The following is a 15,732-nucleotide window of genomic DNA, read 5'->3' as shown; positions in this document are numbered from 1 at the left end:
TGCGCGATACGCCGTCTCCTTACTGAGTTTCGTATGTCGTGGTACGACCGTTTGCGGGCGCTGAGCGCGATGTTATCGACGCCGTACGTCTGGCACGCGCTCGTCGCTCGATTCGAGATGAACTCGTATCGTGGATACTCCCGGACATCGACATCACAACTCACTCTTCCGTGCAGAGACCACGTCGGTTTCGAGCGGGACGACGTTCGTGATGTTGTCCAACAGCGGCGACGTGGCTTCGACTCTTTCCTGAAGTTCGGCGAGTTCCTCGTCTGACGCATTCGCGTCGATGTAGGCAGTGCAGGTCACCGCGTTGTACCCCGCACGGATGTCTTCGGAGATTCCGAGGAATCCCCGGAGGTCGACGTCACCTTCGAGTTCGAATCGGAGGTCGTCGAGTTCGATACCCATCGCGGCGGCGTTTGCCGCGTAGCCGACGCTCAGACACGACCCGAGAGCTGCGAGCAATAGCTCGACCGCATTCGGTGCCGCCCGCTTGCCGAGGATCTGCTCCGGTTCGTCGCCTTCAATGTGGAACTCCTGGGTGTGAATCTGCTCGCCTGCTTGATCGAAGTCGTCGATCGTCGTGATGGACTGCAGGCCGTCGGTCCATTCGGTTTCCGCGCGGAACCGGAATTGACCGACTTCGGGTTCTTCCGTGATTGTTTCGACCGCCTGGCCGAGCTGTTCTACGTCTACTCCGTTTGTGGTTGACATGATGTGTTCTCCCTTCTCGTGACCGCTGTTCGCGAGTGAAACTGACCGAAGGGCGACTCGGTCAGTTCAGTCGGCTCCTGCTGGTGCGGCCTCTTGTTCTTCCAGGTACTCGACGATCTCCGACGTTTCGGTGACGAAGTCGTCGAGGTCCACTTCGCTCCCGTGCAGGACCGTCGAGGAGTACCGGGTCGAGCTTGCCAGGGTGACGACCTCTTCAATCTCGTCTTCCGTGACATCTGCCATCCGAGCCTCTTCTTTGTGGAAGTGGGTGCAGTATGGACAGTTGATACTGGCTGCGACACCGACTCCGATGAGTGCCTTCTCGCGTGGAGTCAGTTCGGTCTCACCAAAGGAGAGGTCCCGAAAGAGACCCCAACTGTGGTCGCTGGCTGGTTCTGCGATGCTTTCTATCCAACTCGGAACCTGGCCGAGAGACTCTTCGATTTCTTCTCTCGTTTGGGGGGATACCATAGTGGTTCTCTCCGAGTACCACTACGAGTGAGACAGAGATGTAGGCATCTTCTGACAATCGGTCACTCGATGACCGCCGTGCAGGTAGTGCAAAAGACGTCCTCGGATACAGATAGGCACTCGACAGGGGTGTACCAGCCGCTAGCTCAACCGACAGCACCGTACAGTCACTCTGCAACCGATTCGAGGGTGTGTGGTCGTGCCTCACGTCGGTAGGATTCGTACGTCGATTCCGCCCACTCGCGGACCGCCGCCGCGTCGGTATCGACTACTGCGTGTACCGTACCGCTGCCTTCCTCGTAACAGCTGATTGTAATGCAATCATCGAGCAGACCGATTCCGCACGGAGGGAACTCGTCGTGCTCTAGAACCGTGAAATTGTCCCGCTGTATCATCTCCGAACTGCGGTCCGGGTACGTCGAAAGGAAGTATGAGTGGCACTCTGGGCGGTCAATCAGGGTCGTCTCTACGCCGTCTTTGACCCGTTGGTGGAGAACGTCGAAACAGAGATCCATCAACGCGACTTCGGGGCGAAGAAACCGCAACGTGGTCGTGGTCCGGAGAAGCGACTCGAATCGTCCCACGGGACAGTACGGTGAATCAGGTTCGGCGACAGTTATCGTCAGTTCCGACCAGGTTTCGAACGGGAACTCGCTGATCTCGTCGGGGAGCCATGGCCAGACGTAACGCAACTTTCGCTCAGTTTCGACTCGCTCGATCAGGTCTTCCATTCCGGATGCGATAGCCTCTCCCAGTCGTGTTGCCACGTACTCGTGCCCGTTTTTGCGAACCCAGGTCCGGTCGTCGAATTCGCTTAGCGTCCGGCGCATCGTGGAGGACGAAACGTCGGTCAATCCACAGAGCTCGGACCGACTCCGAGGTTGTTCGGTCAGCGCGACGAGTGTCGGGACGCGGTGGTGGGAACGCGCGAGATACGCTATGTCGTCGATCGGTGTGTTCCGGTTATATTGATTCATGCTAACTCGGCCCAATGATGGGAATACAGTAAGAAACGTGATAACGATTGTGTCCACTCACGTGTTGGTCGATAACTGTCCGGCTAACAGAACGTCTCTTGGCAGGACTTCGGCGGCCTCACTAGCCATGCGAACGGACTACCACTGGGTATCCCGTTTCCCTGATGCCGCGGGAGATGTTCGGTTAACACTCCAGCAATCGCTATCACACTGCCGGTTTTTTTACACTAACCGACCAGCAGTGGGGTTTCGTATCCGCTGCCGATGAGCGGCGCTACTCGGCCTTGGCCTTCGAGCGGCCGAGGACCCGGTCGGCCAAACTGCCGAGGGCTTTCAGCGCGACGTTCACGTACAGTCCGACGAGGAAGGACACGCCGGCCGCGAAACGCGGTCCGGATGTCTCGACGACACCGCCGAAATTGCCGAGAAAGAGGTACACGCCCGCCGCGAGGACCCACGCGGCCGGAATCCGCATCGCCATCGCGGCCAGTTGTTCGATTTCTCCCCACTCGGTGTATCGCTCCAGTTCGCCCATCAGTTTCGTGAACACGTATCCGAGTGCCCCGAGGCCGGCATACAGATAGACGTACAGTGGGACCGTCACGCCGCCTGCGTCGGTCCCGCTCGATGAGGTTGCCACCAGCGGTTCGATGACGCCGACGGAAAGCACCATCCCCACGAGCGTCAGTGCAGTGAATACTGCGATGACCGTCCAGTTGGCGAGCGACCACCCCGGTCCCTTCTCGATGCCCTCTCTCACGTTCGCGTTCGCTTCCGTCCCCGATTCGCCACTCATGTGAGTTCACCCTTGATTCACGTCCGTGTTTCTTGATAATAATTCACGTGGGTCGGATACGGGGTATGCGTCTCCCCGAAGCCGCTGGCACAGGCGTCCGAACGCTCTTAATCATCCCCGCTGACGGTTGGAACGATGAACCGGAGTCAGACGTTTCTCCTCGGACTGATTGCCGTCTTCGCGGCCCTCGCGTTCGTCATCGTCTTGCCGTTCGTAGAGTACGTCGTGTTGGCGGCGCTGCTGGCGTACGTTCTTCACCCCGTCCATCGACGCCTCGAACCCCGTCTCGGAGAGATGGCGGCGGCGATAACGCTCATCATTGGGACGCTTCTGGCTATCGTCGGACCCCTTCTGTACGTCATCTCGGTGTTCATTTCTGATTTGCGTACCATCGCGCGCGGGGAGTCCGGGCTCGACGTCACCGTTCTCGAGGCTCGAACTCTCGAGTTGACCGGCATCGAGGTCGACCTCTCGGAGATACTCACGTCGAGTGCCCAACAGATATTCACGGTCCTGTTCGGGGGGGTCGGCGGCGTCGTCGCCACGACCCTGAAAATCGGGATGGGCATCGCAGTGATGGTGTTTCTGCTCTACTACCTGCTGTTGGAGGGGGAGGCGTTCGTTGTGTGGTTCTACGACCTCGTTCCGCTGCCCGACCACATCACCGAACGCCTGCTGCAGAAACTCGACGCCACCACGTGGGGCGTCGTCGTCGGGCACATCTCCGTGGCCATCGCCCAAGCGCTGCTTGCCGGCGTCGGCCTCTGGGTGGCGGGGGTACCCGACGCCTCCTTCTGGACGTTCATCATGGTCATACTGTCGCTGTTACCGCTCATCGGCGCGTTCATGGTCTGGGGTCCCGCCGCCGCCTATCTCGTCGTCGTCGGCGATGTCGGAAGTGGTGTCCTACTGGCGTTGTACGGTCTGACTGTCGTCAGTCTTTTCGACAACTACGCCCGGCCGATAGTCATCGACCGACGAGCGCACATCAACCCGGGAGTGCTCCTCCTCGGCGTCGTCGGTGGCATCTACGCCGTCGGCTTCACCGGTGTCTTCGTCGGCCCGATCGTCATCGGCGTATTCGTGGCCGCAATGGAGACCTACCGAACCGAATTCGACGCCGTGTAACGTCTCGTTGTCGGTTTCGCCGTCGGTCGGTTCGCCATCCGATTACTCCCGTGGTGTGTACCCGATAGTAACCGACTTACCGTCGGCCCGTGTGGACGGCGGTATGCACGTCGTCATCATCGGTGCTGGGGAGGTCGGAACGTCCATTGCGGGCAGTCTCGCCCAATCCCACGACGTCGTCGTCATCGATATCGACTCCGAACGGGCCGACCAGCTCAAGTACGAACTCGACGTGATGACGCTTGCGGGTGACGGCACCGCCTCGTCGACGCTCCAGCAGGCGGGCATCGAGGAGACAGATATGCTCATCGCCAGCACCGACGACGACAGGACGAACCTCGTCGCCTGTGAGACGGCGAAGACGCTCGCGAGTCCGTTCACCATCGCCCGAGTCAAGAGCGTCGAGTACCTCCGGACGTGGGAAATCACCGAGAAGGCCTTCGGCGTCGACTTCATGGTGTGTTCGGACCTGTTGAGTGCCGAGAACATCGTTCGTATCGTCGGGCTTCCGGCCGCAATCGACGTCGACCCCTTCGCCGGTGGCTGCGTCCAGATGGCGGAGTTCGAGGTCATGGAGGGCAGCCCCGTCGCGGGACAGACCGTCGCCGAGGCCGACCGCTTCGAGTCGCTGACGTTCGCGGGGGTGTTCCGGGGTGGCGAGTTGATACTCCCACGTGGGGACACGCTCATCGAGGCCGGCGACCGGACGGTCGTCATCGGGAGTCCCGAGAGCGTCCAGGACTTTGCGACGGATATCGCTCCAGAGACGACGCCGGGAGCGGCCGATGAAATCGTCATCATCGGTGGGTCCGAAATCGGCTATCACACCGCCCGACTGCTCGAAAGCCGGGGACTGAAGCCGCGCCTCATCGAACGAGATCCCGAGCGCGCACGCGAACTCGCCGAGGAGTTACCGAACACGCTCGTGATGGAACACGACGCCACCGACACCGAGTTCCTCGCCCGCGAGCACGTCGACGAGGCCGACATCGTCATCGCCGCACTCGACAGCGACGAGAAGAACTTGCTCGTTTCGGTGCTGGCGAAACGAATCGGCACCGACCGTGTCGTCGCCGTCGTCGACAACGGCGAGTACGTCACGCTGTTCGAGGAAATCGGCATCGACATCGCCATCAATCCCCGGCAGGTCACTGCCGAGGAGATAACCCGCTTCACCCACGAGGGCGTCGCCGAAAACGTCGCGGTACTGGAAAACGACCAAGCGGAGGTTCTAGAGTTGGAGTTGACCGACAGCAGCGAGTTCGTCGGGCGTCAGATACAGGATATCGTCGCGGACCTCGACGCCAATCTGGTCATCGGCGCAGTGACACGGAACCGCGAACTCATCACGCCACGGGGGAGTACCGTGTTGGAAGCCGGCGACCACCTCATCGTCTTCCTCGAGTCGTCGTTCATCGACGAACTCACGTCGATGGTCTGATATGGCCGTCATCCGAGTCGATTGGCGGGCCAGCCTCGATTTGACCGGCCGGATACTGCTGTATCTCGCCGGGCCGCTGTGTTTCCCGCTTCTCGTCGCCGTCTACTACGGTGAACCGATGGTTCCGTTCCTCGCGGCCATCGCCGTAACCGTCGTCCTCGGCGGCTCGTTGCGGGGGCTGCCGGGGGAACCCGGTGAACTCGGACCGCGGGAGGCGTTTCTCGCCGTCGCGCTGATTTGGTTCCTCGTCGCCGCGGTCGGGGCCGTCCCGTTTTTCGTCGCCGGCGTCGGCATCATCGCCCATCCGGTCGACGCCATGTTCGAGGCGATGAGCGGGCTGACGACCACGGGAGCGACCGTCCTGCGGGACTTCTCGATTCACTCGCGGTCGATACTCATGTGGCGGCAGGTGCTCCAGTGGCTCGGCGGCCTCGGCATCCTCGTCCTCGCGACGGCGATACTGTCGGAACTCGGCGTCGGTGGTGCCCAACTGATGGAGACCGAAACCCAGACGCGGAACGTCAACAAACTCACGCCGCGTATCGCCGCGACGGCACAGCTCATCTGGGGGCTGTACATCGGCTTGACGCTGCTGGCCGTCGCGGTGTACTACGGGCTCCACCTGCTGAATCTCGCGCCGAACATGGGGTTTTACAACGCCGTCGCCCACGCGCTCACCTCGGTATCGACGGCGGGGTTCTCGCCGGAACCCGACAGCATCGGCGCGTTCTCGCCGGTCGTTCAGTGGGCCGTCATCCCGTTCATGCTCGTCGGGTCGACGAGTTTCGTCCTGTTGTACTTCGCCATCAACGGCGAACCGATGCGATTGCTCAGAAACGAGGAGTTTCACTTCTATCTCGGCGTCGTCGCGACCGGGAGCGCCCTCGTCGGCGTGGCGCTGGCAGTCGACCCGACCGTCCCCTTCGGCACGGAGGCGACGATTCGGCATGCGGTGTTCAACGTCGCCTCCATCGTGACGACGACGGGGTATGCGAGTGCTGACTTCGAGTTGTGGTCGCCGGCCGCCAAACACGTCCTGTTCCTCTGTATGTTCATCGGCGGGATGGTCGGGTCGACGACCTGTTCCATCAAGTCGCTCCGGTGGCTCGTCGCGCTGAAGGCGTTCAAGCGCAACCTCTTCACCAGCATCCACCCGGAAGCGGTTCGACCGGTTCGAGTCTCGGGCAACCCCGTCGAGGAGGAGACGATTCGCGACATCTACGCGTACCTGCTTTTGAGCATCGTCATCTTCACGCTGCTCGCGGTGTTCATCGTCGTCGACGGAACGCGCGCACCAATCGAAGTCACGGAGTTCGAGGCGCTCGGAGCAGCGGCATCGACGTTTCTCAACATCGGGCCGGCGTTCGGCGATGCCGGTCCCTACGGTACCTACGCGACCTTCCCCCGGTCGACGCGAATGGTGATGGTCGTGATGATGTGGATTGGCCGGATCGAAATCATCCCCGTCTTGGTGCTGTTCACGAAAGCGTTTTGGACCTCCTGAGAAACGAATCCGCCTGTTTATTACATCGGCGGTGAGACGGGACGCGTAATGGAGGTCGTCGTCCAGTGAGATTTCGAGTTCATTGGCGAACGAGTTTTAGCCTCGTCGGGAGCGTCGTCAAGTATCTCGCAGCGGCGATGCTCATTCCACTCGTCGTGGCCGTAATTTACGGTGAGGACATCTGGGTGTTCGCCGTCTCGATTCTCATCACGGTGTCCGTCGGTCTCGCGCTCGAACGACTCGACAGGGACCCCGAGGTGAATGCCCCCGAGGCACTCGCCCTCGTTACCTTTTCTTGGCTAGCCGTCGCGGGTATCGGCGCCGTTCCGTATCTACTCGCTGGCTACGGCACATCATCCACGCTTGCTATGCCGGTGAACGCGCTGTTCGAATCGATGTCGGGCTTCACGACGACCGGGGCGACGGTCATGGGAGAGATAAGCTTCGAACAACACTCCCATGCGTTGCTGATGTGGCGACAGCTCACTCAGTGGCTGGGTGGGATGGGAATCATCGTCCTGATGATTGCCATCCTTCCGGAGTTGGCTGTCAACGGGGCCCAACTGATGCAGTCGGAGGCGCCGGGCCCGGAGCTACAGAAGCTAACGCCCCGAATCGCGGAAACAGCGCGCGCACTCTGGTTGGTGTATCTCGGATTCACTGTCGTCTACGTGCTGTTGCTTTACGGGTTGCATCTAGCCAATCTGGCCCCGAATATGACGTTTTACAACGCCGTCGCACACGGCTTTACGACGCTACCGACCGGTGGATTCTCACCCGAAGCCGACAGCATCGCGGCGTTTTCGGCTGCCGTTCAGTGGGTCGTTATCCCCTTCATGTTCGTCGCGGGTGTCAACTTCGCGCTGTTCTGGCACGTTCTCAAAGGTGAAATCGACGAACTGACCGGTAATCCCGAGTTCAGGTGGTATGCCGGAAGTATCGCTGCGGTGACGGCCGTATTGACGGCCTTGTTGTTCTCCGGGACCGCACCGGTTCTCGACCTCGGTGGGGCGACGGAGGGTGTCGCCGAGAACTCGCTTCGACAAGCGACGTTCCAAGTCGTCTCCTTGTTGAACTCGACCGGATACGCAACGAGCGACTTCGCTCAGTGGGATAGCAACGCACAGATGGTGCTCCTGTTCGCGATGTTCATCGGTGGGTCTGCGGGTTCGACCGGCGGTGGCGTCAAAGTCGTTCGCTGGCTCGTCGTCATCAAATCGATTCGTCGAGAACTATACAAAACGGCCCGGCCGAGCATCGTCGAGCCGATTCGGCTCGGGGGCAACGTCGTCGACGAAGACGCCGTTCGAGGCGTGGTGTCGTTTACACTCCTATATCTACTCCTGTTTGGGGTCGCGACGGTGGTCATCTCGTTGGACGCCCACAGAATCGGCTACGATATCACGACGCTGGAGGCGCTCAGCGCGTCCATCGCGACGCTCGGAAACATCGGTCCGGGATTCGGGTCACTCGGTCCTTTCGGCAGCTATCTCGAATTCCCGCGGTCGTCGAAGCTCTTGATGGTCGTCCTGATGTGGGTCGGGCGTCTCGAAATCGTCCCCGTGTTGGCGCTGTTCATCGGCATCACGCGGGAGTGAGTGATTCAGGGTCGTAGACCGTAGATGAGCGCTCGTCCGAACACCAAAACCGGGATGATTTCGAGGCGGCCAATCCACATGTTGAGAACGAACATCGCTTCGGCCAGCGGGTGCATCGACGGGCCGACGATACCAGTCGACAACCCGACGTTACCCTGTGCGCTTGCCACCTCGAAGAGCGCATCGGCATAGCTGAAATCGGGCCCTGCGAGATTAACCAGGACGATACTCGATGCGGCCAAGAGTGATATCCAGAGGACACCGACGATGGCGGCTTCGCTGAACTCTCGGTCCATCTGCTGGCGCGTGAGCGTTCGGTCTCCCACTTTCGCCGTCGCAACCGCGGTCGAGGGGAGAAACACCCGAGAGAACTGCCACTTGATGCCCTTCGCGATGACGTACGCGCGAATGATCTTGATGCCGCCGACGGTCGACCCCGCCGCTCCGCCGACGACCATCGCTCCCGAAACGATGAGTTTTCCGCCGTCGCTCCAGTTGACGATTGGCGAGGACTGGAACCCGGTACAGGTCAGCGCGCTGATGAACTGGAACGTTCCGTCCCGAACGGCGTCGGCCTCCGCCGTCGTTACGTGTTGGGCGAGTATCTCGGGGACCGGCACCGCGTTCCCGAGTACGCCCGTCTCACCGACGAACAAGAGGTTCTGAATCGACAGTGCGGCCACACCGACGCCCAGCAGGACGAACAGCCATCGGGTCTGGATGTCGGAAATCAACCCTCCGAGGTCACGGTTCGAAAGAACGGCAAAATGAATCGGGAACGCGATGGCACCGAGGGTCATCACCGGGAGGAGAACGGCTTCGACGAGCGGTGAGTTGTACGTCCCGATGGAGTTGTCGGTGACGCTGAAACCTCCTGTCGCGAGTCCTGTCATCGCGTGATTCAGGGCCTGCCAACCCACCTCGAACAGCGGCAGGGAACGCCCGTAGTCGCTCATTCGAAGTGCAATAAAGAGGACGATGATGGAAACGACGGTGTACGCAAAGAAGATCTTCCAGACGGTTCGGACCGTCGAGACGACGCTCGGGTGAATCTTCCGCTCTCGAGTTTCGCTCTGATACAGCGTGTAACTCCCGCTGCCCGGGCGTGCGAGGATGGCGACCGTGAGAACGATGACCCCGACACCGCCGACCCACTGGATGACGGTGCGCCACCATTGAATCGCACGCGGAAGGGTCGGTTCGTGGACGGCCATCGTGAGGCCGCTCCCCGTCCACCCGCTCATCGATTCGAAGAGGGCGTGTAGCGGATGCCGGAAGTGCCGAAGACTCGACGCCTCGAACCCGGCGGCGTTTGCTGTCGCCGCTGCGACGGCCGGTGGGGTGAAGTGTGCGGTCAACAAGAACGGCAACGCGCCGAGTACCGCCGTACAGAACCACCCGGCAGCCGCGATTACCATCCCGTGTTTCATCAGGGGGGCTGGCGCGTCGAGGAACCGCCACCGTGCGAACCCGCCGATGCCGGCTGTCAAACCACCGGAGACGAGAAACGCAAGCGCAGCGTACCACTCTCGGAAGGCGATGGCGACACCGAGGCTGACCGTCATCACGAGGGCCTCTATCAGCAGCAGCGACCCGATGTCACGCGCAATCGTCGCGAGGTCCTGCGTTCGTGTCCGCTCCATTATGAGAGGAAGACGTCGAGGACGGACTCGGTAATCCCCGTCCCGGAGTACGCTGTCACCATGTCTCCGCTTTCGATTCGGGTGTTCCCTCGGGGTGTAATCGGCCGTTCGTTATCGTCCCGTTCGATGGCGACTATGAGCATTTCATCGCCCAGTAACCCTTCCTCAGCCGCCTCGGAAATCGTCAGTCCGACTATCGGGGCGCCTTCTTCGACGGCGACTTCGAACACTTCGGCCTCCTCGCCGATGTGCATGTAGTCGACGACGGACGGTCGGCGAACGGCCCGATAGAGGTACTCGGCGATGAGCCGTTGGGGGTTCTGCATCGTGTTCACGCCGATTTGCCGGAAGATGTTCATGTGGTTGGGGTTGTGGACCACGGAGACGATTTGCGGTACGTCGAACTCCTGGGAGAGGAGACACACCATGATGTTCGTCGCGTCTTGGTCGGTCGTCGAAATGACTGCATCCGCTCTGTCGAGTCCGGCGTCGGCGAGTGTCTCCTTGACTGTCGCATCGGCGTTGAGAACGAGGCAGTCGAACTGGCTGGCGGCACGCTCGGCACGCTCGTCGTCGTTCTCGATGACGACGACTTCGTTTCCACCCGATGTCGCGATTTCGATGAGTGGGATTCCGATATCACCTGCCCCGACGATGACGACGTACATTCGTCGTCGGGTTCACCGGGTACTCACGAAAAGGTACCGTTACGGTCGTCGGATTTCGAGTTCGTACCCCTCGTCGGCACCGTAGAGGTCTCGAAACAGCGACTCGACGAAATCGGCGGCGTGTTTCGGGTCGGTGACCGCCGAGAGATAGACGACTTCGTCGTCGGCCTTCCGGGTATCGGGCTGTTTGATTTTGAACACGTGATACGCCGACAGCAACGCGTCGAGACGGTCGCGCTCGTCGGCGTCGAGTTCCAGCCGGAGCCGCCGGTCGTCGTACTCGACGCGATGGCCGGCTGCCTCGAACACGACGGGGGCGCCGCCCTCCCGTCGGTGGGCGACGATGGCCTCGACGACCAGTCGGCGCCTGTCTTCGGGCGTCGTCGCCTGGGGTGACATACCGGACCGTCGGCGCGCCGCGGTATGAAGGCGACGCTCGGTGGTCCGTCACCGTTTTTTACCCGTGCTTCGTGGGTCGGTTGTGTCGCTGTACGAACGTTTCGAGGACCTCGACGACCGCACTCGCTCGCGTCTCGACGACGTACTGATGGCCGAAGAGGCGTTCGTCGTCGGAGGGCGGGCGATCGACGGACTGCTCGCGCGGTGGTGTACCCGTGTCGTCGTGACGACCGACCGAGTGCTGGAGATACGCCACGTCGGCCTCGACTGGTCGGTCGAAGGGCACAGGCGGGAACGGATTCACGATGCCCGAGCGACCGGTGACGGCACCCGACTCCGGTTCGAGGCCAGCCTCGACGAAGTCGAGTACGATTTCGCGGACGAAGCTACGGTGGACCGTCTTCTCGTAGAACTGGCCTGACGGGGCTGTTCCGTCGGCTAACGCGTGACGAACGTCGTTTCGTCAGCAGACGAGGACCGTCGCGTAGGCCCGGCCGTCGGCGGTGGTCACGCCGACACCGAGATATTCCGCACCGTCTGCCAACAGCACTCGGCGGGCGTGGTCGTCGTCCATTAGCCCGTCGGCGATTCGTTGGCCCAACTCCGCCTCGGAGTGTTCACCGATGTCGACGCTGTACAGCCCTTCGAGTTGTTTCCCGGAGAGGAGGGTTCCGCTGTGTTCGACTCGACAGGAATCGAGGCCGACCGCTTCGAGTCGCGCTCTGGTTCCGATTCCGCCGGCCTCGTGGCTCACCGTCCGTTCGGCAGCCATCCGCTCGCTGTGGGCCGACGCCGCCTGCTCGAGTTTCGACGGAATCGTGCCGGTCGTCGACAGCGACGCGTCGTAGTAGCTCTGTGGCGTGGGGCCGACGTTCGCGTAGTAGTTCCGATACAGCGCCAACTCCCGTTGTATCGACTTGACGACCGCAGCGGTGTCGATATCGCGCGGCGGTTGCGGCGTGGCGGTCGGTGTGGCAGTGGGCGTCTCCGTCGGTGCCTCAGTCGGCGTGACGGTTGGCGTCGGCGCCGCCGTGGCTGTGGTAGTGGGCGTCTCCGTCGGCGTCTCGTCGGCGGTACCGACGCTCCCGTTTTGTGGCGTCGACTCGCCGGGGTCGCCCATCGTCGGCGACTCACCCAGTCCGGGAACTGCCCCCGGCGCACCGACGGCGAACAACACGATACCACCCACGAGTGCCACTGCGAGCAACGCCAGTTTGTTTCTCCGTCCCATTATTCGAGCTACGTCCGGAGTCGGCGGCGGCCCACTCCTCCGTCGAACCTTACGGCGTGTTGTTATGATAGTCGCTTAAATATTTGGTTCGCCTTCGGCGGTAAACCGGTGGATGCAGCCGGTTCGATGGCCGTCCCTACCACATGTTTCATATGGCCCGCGAATGAATGACACGAAAATGACTAGAAGTCGTCGCTCCGTGCTGGCCGCGGTCGGAGCGCTGGGGTCGGGATTGCTGGCGGGGTGTCAGACGGGACAGTTCGGGAACGACGCCGGCTCCCAGCGGACCCCGGATTCGACACCGACGGAATCGAGGGCGACTGCGACGCCCGAACCGACCGATTCGGCGACGCCGACGGAGTCGGTGAGTCGCTCGACGGACACGGCCGAATCTCGCACACAGTCCGTCGAACAGGTCGACCGCATCTACGAGAAGTTCGTCTTGCCGGCCGGCGAGCGCAAGACGTGGAGCCTCTCCTTCGATTCACCGGTCACCGTCAGTATCGACCTCATCGTTCGCTCCGGACCACCCATCGACGTCATCCTCTTCGACGACGAACGGGAGTACCGGGCGTATCTCCGGAACGACCGCGCTCGCTACGTCGATTCGGGTAGCGCCTTCTACGTTCTGAACCTCGACGACCTCACGACCGACCTCTCACGCGGCGACTACTGGGTCGCACTAGACAACTTCTCGTGGCGTGAAGGCGACGACTTCCAGCGAGCCTTTCCGTCGATTCCACAGCAGGACTCCGACGAGTCGGGGACGATGCGCGTACAGTTCGGCCTCACCGCCGAGACCTGAACGGGGGCGACACCGAGACGATTCAGACAAGCCTTTTACTGGAGGGGTAAAAGCGCCAGTATGAGCCAGCCGAAGATTCTGCTGCTCGGGCCGCCGGGGGCCGGTAAGGGAACGCAGTCGAAGAACATCGCCGAGACCTACGATGTCGACCACGTCACCACCGGCGATGCGCTCCGAGCCAACAAGGACATGGAGACCGAACACGGGACGCCGCGGTCGTTCATGGAGGCGGGCGAACTCGTTCCGGACCCGGTCGTCAACGAAATCGTCCAGGCGGCACTGGAGGACGCCGACGGCTTCGTCCTCGATGGCTACCCGCGGAACCTCTCGCAGGCGGAGTACCTCGACGACATCACCGACCTCGATTTGGTCGCCCTGCTGGACGTCGACCATGGGGAACTCGTCGACCGACTCACCGGTCGACGCGTCTGTTCGGAGTGTGGCGCGAACTACCACGTCGAGTTCAGCCCGCCCGAGGAGGAAGGCGTCTGTGACGAGTGCGGTGGCGAACTCATCCAGCGCGACGACGACAACGAGGAGACCGTCAAGGAGCGCCTCAACGTCTTCGACGAGAACACCCAGCCGGTCATCGACTACTACGACGACGAGGGCGAACTCGTCCGCATCGACGGCGAGGGTACGCCCGACGAAGTGTGGGCTGACCTGCAGGCAGCCATCGAAGACGCCGTTTGAACGGCGGGGAACCTCTTTTCGCGGTCCGTCTGCTCGCCGAGTCGAGCGCGCCGCCAAGGTAAAAGGTTGATTACCCGTCCTTGACTAGGGAGGGTAATGGCACGCACGGCATCGAAAGTACAGGAACTCGTCCGGGAGGACCCCGAGATGGAGTCCGCCATCGAGTACGTCCTCGAACGCGCCGACGAGGGGACGGTCTCGTGGGGCGACGTCTCCGACGAACTCACGAGCGGACAGTGGGGACGGCTCATCGAGAAGGGCGTCCTCGTCGACTCCGACGGCGAAGGGTTCGACCTCGAAAATCCCGACGCGGTGCGGGAGGCGCTCGAAGACGACGACCTCGAGATACCGGACGCCCCCGACGAGGGCTCCTCGTGGACGAAGTGGGACAAACTCGCCGCCGTCGGCTCGGTGTCGATGTTCGCCGGCTACACCTTCCAGTCCGTCCGAGACCCACTTGCGAGTACGCTCGATATCCTCCTGGGGCCGCTGCTCGATATCCTCCCGTTCTTCGCGGTCGTGATGATTTTGTCGCTGTTTACGGGGCTATACTCGACGCTGTTGCAGGCGAACCTCATGGACATGGAACTGATGGGCGAGTACCAACAGCGGATGAAGGACATCCAGGACAAGCGCAAGGCGGCCAAAGAACGCGGCGACGACGAGGAACTCGAACGTATCCAAGACGAACAGATGGAGGCGATGGCCGACAACATGGGCATGTTCAAAGAGCAGTTCCGCCCGATGGTGTGGATTATGCTGCTCACCATTCCGGTGTTCCTGTGGATGTACTGGGCTATCGGCTTCCGCGGTGGGCCGGAACACTACGAACTCGCGACGATGGTGATGCCAATCGTCGGGCAAGTGGAGTGGACCCAGGGCTTCGTCGGACCGATTCAGGCGTGGATCGTCTGGTACTTCGTCTGCTCGATGTGCTTCACGCAGGTCATCCGCAAAGCGCTGAACATCCAGACGACCCCGACGTAACCCGGTCTCGTTTTTCACTGCCGCCCCGGTTCCGCCCCCGCATCGGCCGCCCCGAAGGGTAACCTCTTTCAGTCACAGCGGCGGAGTACTGATATGTTAGTGACCATCTCCGGCCCCGCGGGCAGCGGGAAGAGTACGGCCGCTGCCTCCCTGGCCGAGGCACTCGGATACGAACACGTAAGCGGTGGTGACATCTTCCGGGAGTTGGCCGCCGACCGCGGCCTCACGCCGCTGGAGTTGAACAAACTCGCCGAGGAGGACGACCAGATAGACCGCGACCTCGACCGTCGGCAGCGGGAAATCGCCGAAGAGCGAGACGACGTGGTCCTCGAATCCCGGCTGGCCGGCTGGATGGCCGGCGGACACGCCGACTTCCGGGTGTGGCTCGATGCGCCGTTGTCGATTCGCGCCGAGCGCATCGCCGACCGCGAGGACAAATCCGTCGAACTCGCACGCACGGAGACGAAGGAACGCGGCGACAGCGAGGCACTCCGGTATCGGGAGTACTACAATATCGACATCGACGAACTCGGCATCTACGACCTCGCGCTCAACACCGCCCGCCTCTCGCCGGAGGGCGTCCTCAACGTCGTACTCACGACGCTGGAGTCCTACGACGTCGAGAGCGACGAGGGGAAAGCACCCGTCGAGAACGTCCGCTACGAGTTCTGAAC

17 protein-coding genes are annotated in these 15,732 nt (G+C 61.8%); 9 read left to right on the top strand and 8 right to left on the bottom strand.

From position 1 onward, the window contains the following. Window positions 1-153: 153 nt before the first annotated feature. From HWX69_RS13530 to HWX69_RS13515, 4 genes are all read right to left on the bottom strand, one after another. A complete protein-coding gene (locus HWX69_RS13530) occupies window positions 154-717 on the bottom strand; it encodes an OsmC family protein (protein WP_178917611.1) in 564 nt (187 codons plus the stop codon). A 66-nt stretch (window positions 718-783) separates the two neighbouring features. Then, window positions 784-1,188, bottom strand: coding sequence for a carboxymuconolactone decarboxylase family protein (locus HWX69_RS13525; RefSeq protein ID WP_178917610.1), 405 nt, complete (start codon window positions 1,186-1,188; stop codon window positions 784-786). A 167-nt stretch (window positions 1,189-1,355) separates the two neighbouring features. Next, window positions 1,356-2,165 (bottom strand): transcriptional regulator FilR1 domain-containing protein, encoded by an 810-nt coding sequence (locus tag HWX69_RS13520; protein WP_178918345.1) that lies wholly within the window; start codon window positions 2,163-2,165, stop codon window positions 1,356-1,358. 274 nt (window positions 2,166-2,439) lie between these two features. Then, window positions 2,440-2,961, bottom strand: coding sequence for a hypothetical protein (locus HWX69_RS13515; RefSeq protein ID WP_178917609.1), 522 nt, complete (start codon window positions 2,959-2,961; stop codon window positions 2,440-2,442). Between the two features lie 135 nt (window positions 2,962-3,096). Between HWX69_RS13515 and HWX69_RS13510 the strand changes: the two genes are divergently transcribed. The 4 genes from HWX69_RS13510 to HWX69_RS13495 all read left to right on the top strand — a co-directional run bounded on the left by HWX69_RS13510 (window position 3,097) and on the right by HWX69_RS13495 (window position 8,632). After that, entirely contained in the window at window positions 3,097-4,089 is a 993-nt protein-coding gene (locus HWX69_RS13510; RefSeq protein ID WP_178917608.1) for an AI-2E family transporter, read from the top strand. 103 nt (window positions 4,090-4,192) lie between these two features. Then, entirely contained in the window at window positions 4,193-5,530 is a 1,338-nt protein-coding gene (gene trkA, locus HWX69_RS13505; protein WP_178917607.1) for a Trk system potassium transporter TrkA, read from the top strand. Between the two features lies 1 nt (window position 5,531). After that, entirely contained in the window at window positions 5,532-7,034 is a 1,503-nt protein-coding gene (locus HWX69_RS13500; RefSeq protein ID WP_178917606.1) for a TrkH family potassium uptake protein, read from the top strand. A gap of 65 nt (window positions 7,035-7,099) precedes the next feature. Next, entirely contained in the window at window positions 7,100-8,632 is a 1,533-nt protein-coding gene (locus HWX69_RS13495) for a potassium transporter TrkG (protein WP_178917605.1), read from the top strand. A 5-nt stretch (window positions 8,633-8,637) separates the two neighbouring features. Here the strand turns inward: HWX69_RS13495 and HWX69_RS13490 are convergent, their stop codons facing one another. The 3 genes from HWX69_RS13490 to HWX69_RS13480 are packed head-to-tail and all read right to left on the bottom strand — an operon-like array spanning window position 8,638 to window position 11,342. Then, a complete protein-coding gene (locus tag HWX69_RS13490) occupies window positions 8,638-10,275 on the bottom strand; it encodes a TrkH family potassium uptake protein (RefSeq protein WP_178917604.1) in 1,638 nt (545 codons plus the stop codon). Beyond that, window positions 10,275-10,943: a potassium channel family protein gene (locus HWX69_RS13485; protein ID WP_178917603.1), complete on the bottom strand. Its 669-nt coding sequence runs from the start codon at window positions 10,941-10,943 to the stop codon at window positions 10,275-10,277. Before HWX69_RS13485 ends, HWX69_RS13490 begins: the two co-directional genes overlap by 1 nt. A gap of 39 nt (window positions 10,944-10,982) precedes the next feature. Then, window positions 10,983-11,342: a hypothetical protein gene (locus tag HWX69_RS13480; protein ID WP_178917602.1), complete on the bottom strand. Its 360-nt coding sequence runs from the start codon at window positions 11,340-11,342 to the stop codon at window positions 10,983-10,985. Window positions 11,343-11,424: 82 nt separating this feature from the next. Here HWX69_RS13480 and HWX69_RS13475 point away from each other — a divergent pair, with 82 nt between their 5' ends. Continuing rightward, window positions 11,425-11,763: a hypothetical protein gene (locus HWX69_RS13475; protein WP_178917601.1), complete on the top strand. Its 339-nt coding sequence runs from the start codon at window positions 11,425-11,427 to the stop codon at window positions 11,761-11,763. Window positions 11,764-11,805: 42 nt separating this feature from the next. Here HWX69_RS13475 and HWX69_RS13470 read toward each other — a convergent pair whose 3' ends face one another. Continuing rightward, complete coding sequence (locus tag HWX69_RS13470; RefSeq protein WP_178917600.1) at window positions 11,806-12,573, bottom strand: CAP domain-containing protein; 768 nt, start codon at window positions 12,571-12,573, stop codon at window positions 11,806-11,808. A gap of 178 nt (window positions 12,574-12,751) precedes the next feature. Here HWX69_RS13470 and HWX69_RS13465 point away from each other — a divergent pair, with 178 nt between their 5' ends. The 4 genes from HWX69_RS13465 to cmk all read left to right on the top strand — a co-directional run bounded on the left by HWX69_RS13465 (window position 12,752) and on the right by cmk (window position 15,730). Then, complete coding sequence (locus HWX69_RS13465) at window positions 12,752-13,378, top strand: hypothetical protein (protein WP_178917599.1); 627 nt, start codon at window positions 12,752-12,754, stop codon at window positions 13,376-13,378. Window positions 13,379-13,438: 60 nt separating this feature from the next. After that, window positions 13,439-14,071, top strand: coding sequence for an adenylate kinase (locus HWX69_RS13460; protein WP_178917598.1), 633 nt, complete (start codon window positions 13,439-13,441; stop codon window positions 14,069-14,071). Window positions 14,072-14,167: 96 nt separating this feature from the next. After that, window positions 14,168-15,058 (top strand): DUF106 domain-containing protein, encoded by an 891-nt coding sequence (locus HWX69_RS13455; protein ID WP_178917597.1) that lies wholly within the window; start codon window positions 14,168-14,170, stop codon window positions 15,056-15,058. Between the two features lie 93 nt (window positions 15,059-15,151). Continuing rightward, window positions 15,152-15,730, top strand: a complete 579-nt coding sequence (gene cmk / locus HWX69_RS13450) for a (d)CMP kinase (RefSeq protein ID WP_178917596.1) — start codon at window positions 15,152-15,154, stop codon at window positions 15,728-15,730. Window positions 15,731-15,732: the final 2 nt, after the last annotated feature.

Origin of the sequence: Natronomonas gomsonensis (genome assembly GCF_013391635.1) — an archaeon.
Classification (GTDB): domain Archaea; phylum Halobacteriota; class Halobacteria; order Halobacteriales; family Haloarculaceae; genus Natronomonas; species Natronomonas gomsonensis_A.
This window is presented reverse-complemented; position numbering and strand designations above follow the sequence as displayed.